This window comes from Bacteroidota bacterium (assembly GCA_034723125.1).
In the GTDB taxonomy this organism is placed as follows: domain Bacteria; phylum Bacteroidota; class Bacteroidia; order CAILMK01; family JAAYUY01; genus JAYEOP01.
Map to the genome: position 1 here is coordinate 1,434 of JAYEOP010000561.1, position 5,998 is coordinate 7,431.

4 protein-coding genes are annotated in these 5,998 nt (G+C 28.1%); all 4 read right to left on the reverse strand.

Annotated elements, in window-relative coordinates; all coding sequences use genetic code 11:
• On the reverse strand, window positions 1–1,484 hold a 1,484-nt coding region (locus tag U9R42_14275; GenBank protein ID MEA3497190.1), incomplete at its 3' end, for a PAS domain S-box protein.
• Between the two features lie 283 nt (window positions 1,485–1,767).
• The gene (locus tag U9R42_14280; protein MEA3497191.1) at window positions 1,768–3,708 is read right to left on the reverse strand and encodes a response regulator; all 1,941 of its coding nucleotides are present in this window, start codon (window positions 3,706–3,708) and stop codon (window positions 1,768–1,770) included.
• Between the two features lie 12 nt (window positions 3,709–3,720).
• On the reverse strand, window positions 3,721–5,430 hold the full coding sequence (locus U9R42_14285; GenBank protein MEA3497192.1) for a PAS domain-containing sensor histidine kinase: 1,710 nt from the start codon (window positions 5,428–5,430) through the stop codon (window positions 3,721–3,723).
• 361 nt (window positions 5,431–5,791) lie between these two features.
• Window positions 5,792–5,998: hypothetical protein (locus U9R42_14290; GenBank protein MEA3497193.1), on the reverse strand; the 207-nt coding region annotated here is incomplete at its 5' end.

Consider the following 5,998-nt stretch of genomic DNA (forward strand, 5'->3'; position numbering starts at 1 on the left):
CCTTCCCATTTTCCTTTAGATAATATTGTTGGAATAACTTCTTCTTTTAATTGTTTTATACCTTTTTCATTAGTGAACATAAATACCGGTTTCCCGATTATTGAGCTGTCATCTTTAAAACCACCAAGTGAAAGAAGTCCCCGGTTTACATATTCTATTTTTCCCTCTATATCTGATATCACAATTGCGTCAGGAGTTGTTTCTGCTACTTTGGATAATTTTCGGATTTCTTCTTCAGCTTTTTTGCGATCGGTGATATCCCGCCAGATAGTGTATAAGATTTGATTTTTTTCATCAGTAGAAATGGCGGTCAACATAACCTCAACAGGAAAAACTACTTCATTCGATTTCTTATGATTCCATTCGAAGCGGTGACTGCCGTTTTTTAAAGCTACTTCCATCATTTCATTTGCTTTTGTAAATGACAATTTTCCATCCGCTTGCTTTTCAGGTGATATTTCAGAAGGGTGCGTATTTAAAAACTCATCTTTGTTATTATAACCAAGCATATTAATTGTAGCTTGATTACAATCTGCAAATTTCCCATTATGAATAATTAACATAGCATCTTTTGATTTTTTAAATAAATCTCTGTGTTTTTTTTCCGATTGTTTTAATGTATCTTCTACATTTTTGCGATCAGTAATATCATGACCCAAAACAATAAGTCCTTTTCGCTTACCATCAGGATAAAATACAGGTACTTTTGATACATCAAAAACCCGAATTAAACCATCGGGATCAGTAACCGTCTCTTCGGTGTGAATAATGGCACCCTTATTCCATGCTTTTGCATCGGTTTCACTACAAGTAATAAATGCACCTCGAAGATTACTGTTTAGTTTAGCCAATTCTGAATCTTTCTTTCCCCTATAGTCTATGTTACTGAGTTGAAAAATCCGAATGCTTGCATCATTAGCTTTAAGCCAACGTCCGTTCCCATCCTTAAAGCAAACAAAATCAGGCATAGCATCAATCAAAGTTTGCAATTGGTTCTCACTTTCCTGTAGTGCTTTCTCTGTTTGTTTGCGCTCTGTGATATTTCTGGTAACAAACAAAAGTTGATCTCCTAAAATGTTTGCAGTACTTTGAACATATATCCATTTTCCTGACTTATTTTTGATGCGTAATTCAATTGTTTCGTTAAAAGTTGATTCTTTTCCGGTGATAAGATTTTTTAATTTGTAAGCAATAAATTTCTTTAGCAAAGGAAATAACACTTTTTTATCTTCGGGATGAATAATATCAAAACAGGACTTTCCTAACAGTTCTTCCGGCTCATAACCGGCTAATACTTTAACTGAAGAACTTACATAAGTATAAGATGATTTTAGATCAAATGTTTGCAATGTTATAACATCACTTGTATTTTCTGCAATTAATCGAAATTTTTCTTCTGATTTTTCCAAATTCTTAACTTTTTCTTGCAGCACTTCAATTTCTTTGTTCAATTCATCTTTTAATTTATTTTCTTGATTTTTCATTTCTTTTGTTTTTTTCTTCGTATCATTTACTCGCTTTGCTCGTGTCATTTATTGTCATTTGCCCTTAGGACGTAATTTCTTTAGTTCTCAGTCCTCAGTCTTCAGTCCACAGTCGGCAGTTAGTAGTAATTAGGATTAACTTTAAAACTAAAAACTAAAAGCTAAAAGTTAAAAGCCAACAACTCATAATTTGTAACCAGTAATTTTTCATTTTTCACTTTTAATTCACAACTCATAATTCATAATGTTATTTTTTACTGCTTTAATAGTTGTTAGTTTATCTTTATTGTCGTGGATTGTTAATATTTTTTTTAATAGTTTCTATCAATGATTTTTTATTAAAAGGTTTTTTTATATAAGCATCACATCCTGCATTTGTTATCGTATCAATATCTAATTTATTTGTAAAAGCTGTTATTGCAATAATATTTATGTGAGCTTTGATTTTTTTTATCTGTTTAGTAGCTTCAATTCCGTTCAACATTGGCATTTTTATATCCATAAGTATAAGGTCATAGTCATTTTCTTTTGTTAATTGAACTGCCTCTATTCCATTTACTGCCCAAGTGCTTTTAGCTCCTTCTACACTTAAAATTGTTTTTAACAATATGTAGTTAGTTTCTTCATCTTCTGCAATAAGTATTTTTTTGTTTGTTAGAGAAATATTGCTAATATCAATTTTTTTGCTTTTAGCTTCTTTTGGTTTTTCTATAGTTTTATCGAAAGGAATTGAAATAAAAAATGTACTTCCTTTTTTCTTTTCAGAAATAAGCCAAATTTCTCCTTTTAATAATTGAGTAATGTCTTTTGCTAAAGTAAGACCAATTCCTACTCCTTCATATCTGCGAGTATCCGTATCTTCAATTTGCCTGAAATATTCAAAAATAAGATTATGTTTTTCTTTGGGGATTCCTATTCCTGTGTCTTTTACGAAAATTACTAATTCATTATTATTTTTAATATTAAATCCATATTCAATTATTCCTTCTTCTGTAAACTTGATAGCATTCTGTATTAAAAGGATAATTGCTTTGCTCAATTTTTCAAAATCGCTTTTAATTTTTATTTTACTTGAGTTAGGTTTATAAATTAATTTAAGATGTTCTTTTTTTGCTTTCTTTTGTTCTGCTTTAATGATTGCTTCAATATTATTAAAAATATCATATATAAAAAAAGTAGTTGTTTGTATTTTTTCTTCACCGCTTTCAATCATTGATGTTTCAAAAATATTTTCAACAATATTTAGAAGATTATTTCCACTAGTGTTTATCATTTCGGTAAATTCGTTTATTGTTTCGCCAGGTAGTGTATCATTTAGTAAATCTGAAAATCCAATTACTGCATTTAATGGTGTTCTTAATTCATGCGATATAGTTTTTAAAAAAACAGATTTTAAGCGGTCTGATTCTACTGCTTTTTCTTTGGCTTCAAAAATATTTTTCTCATAGTTTTTTCTTTCAGTAATATCTTCAACAAAACTTATAAAGTGAAGTGGATTTCCTTTACTGTCTTTGTGAATGATAGTTTGGATAAAAACATCAATTATTTTATTGTTTTTATTAATCAATTTTACTTCCCCTTGATGATTTGTTACTTTATCCTCAATCACTTTTTTCATTGTTGTTTTCTGAATATCTTTGTGTTCAGGCTTATATGTAATGTCAAAAATATTTATTTCCAAAAGTTCTTTTTCCGAAAATCCTGTAATTTTTGTAAAGGAATTGTTTGCTTTTATAATAATTCCATCAAGGGACGCAATAGAAATTCCTATAGGGGCATTTTCAAAAAGTAGTCGATAGTCTTTTTCATTTTCAATAAGTTTTTTTTCTGTTTTCTCTTTTTCGTCAATTTGTTTTTTTAGTTTAAGAGAGTTTTTGATGGCTCCTTCCAAACGAAAAAGACGTTCTTTAACAACATAATCCCAAGCACCTTTTTTTATTGATTCGGCAGCAGTTTCTTCATTTAAGGTACCAGTAACAATTATAAATGGTGTTTTTGGTGTATATTCTTTTGATAATTCAAGTGCTTCAAAACCTGTAAATTGTGGTAGGTTGTAATCGGAAAGAATGATGTCGGCTTTGTAGTTTTTCAGCTCTTTTATAAATGGATCTTTTGTATCAACATGCTTGCATTCAAAATTGAATTTCTTTCTTTTTAGTTCCAATTTAATTAATTCAAAATCATTTTTATTGTCTTCTAAAATTAGAATTTTTAGTTTTTCCATTTTATTTTTAATTTAAATTATTTTATCATTTTTTGTTAATGGCAAAGTTAATGAAAAAACAGAACCTTTTCCTTTAGTACTTTCAATACTTATTTTTCCATTATTAAGTTCAATAAATTCTTTACAAATAAGTAATCCCAGTCCTGTTCCTTTTTCATTATTAGTTCCTCGCACCGATATTTTTTTATCTATTTTAAAGAGATTGTCAATTGTTTCTTTACTCATACCAATTCCCTTGTCTTCTATTGTTAAAATAATGGAATTGGAATTTTTAGTTGTAGAGAGATTAATTTCCCCACCCTGATTGCTGTATTTAATTGCATTTGAAAGCAAATTTCTAACAACGGTATTTATGCTTTCATTATCAAAAAAAGCAATAGTATTTTCTTTTGCCGAATTATTTATTTTTATTTTTTTCTTTTCAATATTTGAGATAAGATGCAAAAGCGATGTGCTTATAATTTCAAAGATGTCGTTTTCTTTTGGATGTATTTCAATCCTGCCATTTTGGGTACTTGCCCAAAGTAAAAGTTTATCTAAAAGATTATTTGTTTCTGTACTTGCTTTAAGAATAATGTTTACCATTTCAAATACTTCCTCTTCATCAAGCTCCTCAAAATCTTCAATAATCAATTTGGCAAAACCTATAATTGAGTTGAAAGGGCTTTTAATGTCATGCCCTATTATTGAAAAGAATTTATCTTTTGTTTCGTTAAGTTCTTTTAGCTTTAGTGAATTTTCTTTCAGCTTGTTTTCAGTTTGCTTTTGTTCTGTTATGTCCGTAGCCAATTCAAGCCTAACGAATTCCCCATCAAACCATTTAATTTTGCTATTATTTATTTTATACCATTTTTTGTCAATATTATTTTGATGTTCCCATGTTATTGTTTTATATGGCTTGCCTTCAATTAATTTTTTGTTAGTACAAAAGCTACAAGGGCTGTTTAGGTTTTGTAATGCTTTGTAACATTTTTGCCCGTTTATTTCTCCAAAACTTTCTTTAATATTTTTATTTACAAAGAGCAATTTATATGTTTGCATATCAGCAACATAAATTCTTGCATTAATATTATTAAGGATTTTTGTATATATTTCATTTGACCGTAAAAGTTTTTCTTCAGATATTTTACGGCTTATTTCTACTGAAAAATGATTTGAAAGTGTTTGCAATGCATTTGGATGTTCTAAGTTATTTCCTTTTTTTAAAAAAATAATAATATTTCCAAAAGGTTTATTGTTCATGGCAAAACCTAAAGCGTAAATTTTACCTATTGATAATGTTTTTTCCAATATCTTAGAAATTGTTTTTGGGATTTTTTTTAAAGAAGCTTCATGAATTCCTCCTTTAATTTTAATTATTTTCCCTGAAGTTTGTGCTTTTTGTTGCTCTTCAGTGAAATCTGGAGTTTCATATTTTATTTTTCGTGGGTCTTTGCCAATAATATTAATTATCTTTTGCATTTTACTTCCGGCACCATAAATCTCTCTTATATTTTGAGAATCTAATGTCTTGTCATATAAAGAAAGCACTATAAATGCCTGTGGATTTAATTCATGAATTGTTTCTCCAAATGTTCGGTATATTTCTTTGATATTTGAAAGTTTAGTGCAATTGTTAATTGTATTTTTAATTATTTCAAGTTCTTTATAGTGATTTTTAAGAATAGCATTTTCCTTTTTTAAAAGTAAAAATTCTTTCTCTAGTTTTTCAGTTTTATTCATTTAATGAGTGGTTTTATATCAATTTAATATTAAGTCATAAAGATACAATATTGAAAATACTAAATCCAAATTTAATGCAATAATTTTGATAATTGATGTAAATAAAGAAATAGAAATAAAGAAATGTATTTAGTGGCACTAAAAAAACTTTGTATTACTCATTATACTTGGGCTTTGAATTAATAATGGATGTGAATGTAAAAGTCATTCAATTGTCATTAATAGTCATTTAGCCAATCTGTCATTGGGTTTTGTAACTTAATGACAATTTAATGACTACTTTATGACATTAGATTCAAGCGACAAAATACACATAATATTCTAATAGTCAAAAATATATGAGTTTTCTTATAGCCACTATTTATAGCCCCCCCCTTGAGTTTTTGTAAATTTTAAGGCATTTGTAATGCAATTCATTTGCAAAGAGCAAGGAAAGAACCACATTAAAAGCTGATATTATTCCACACTCAATAAAAACGAGCGTAAGCCATAAAGTGTTTATGCAATTGAGTGTAAATTGAAGTGTAAATTTGTTGTTTTTGTTTGTAATATTGCATTTTAAAAAAAA

Coding starts and splice junctions, on each gene's coding strand:
- U9R42_14285 (MEA3497192.1), bottom strand. CDS start 5,430: ATGAATAAAACTGAAAAACTAGAGAAAGAATTTTTACTTTTAAAAAAG.
- U9R42_14280 (MEA3497191.1), bottom strand. CDS start 3,708: ATGGAAAAACTAAAAATTCTAATTTTAGAAGACAATAAAAATGATTTT.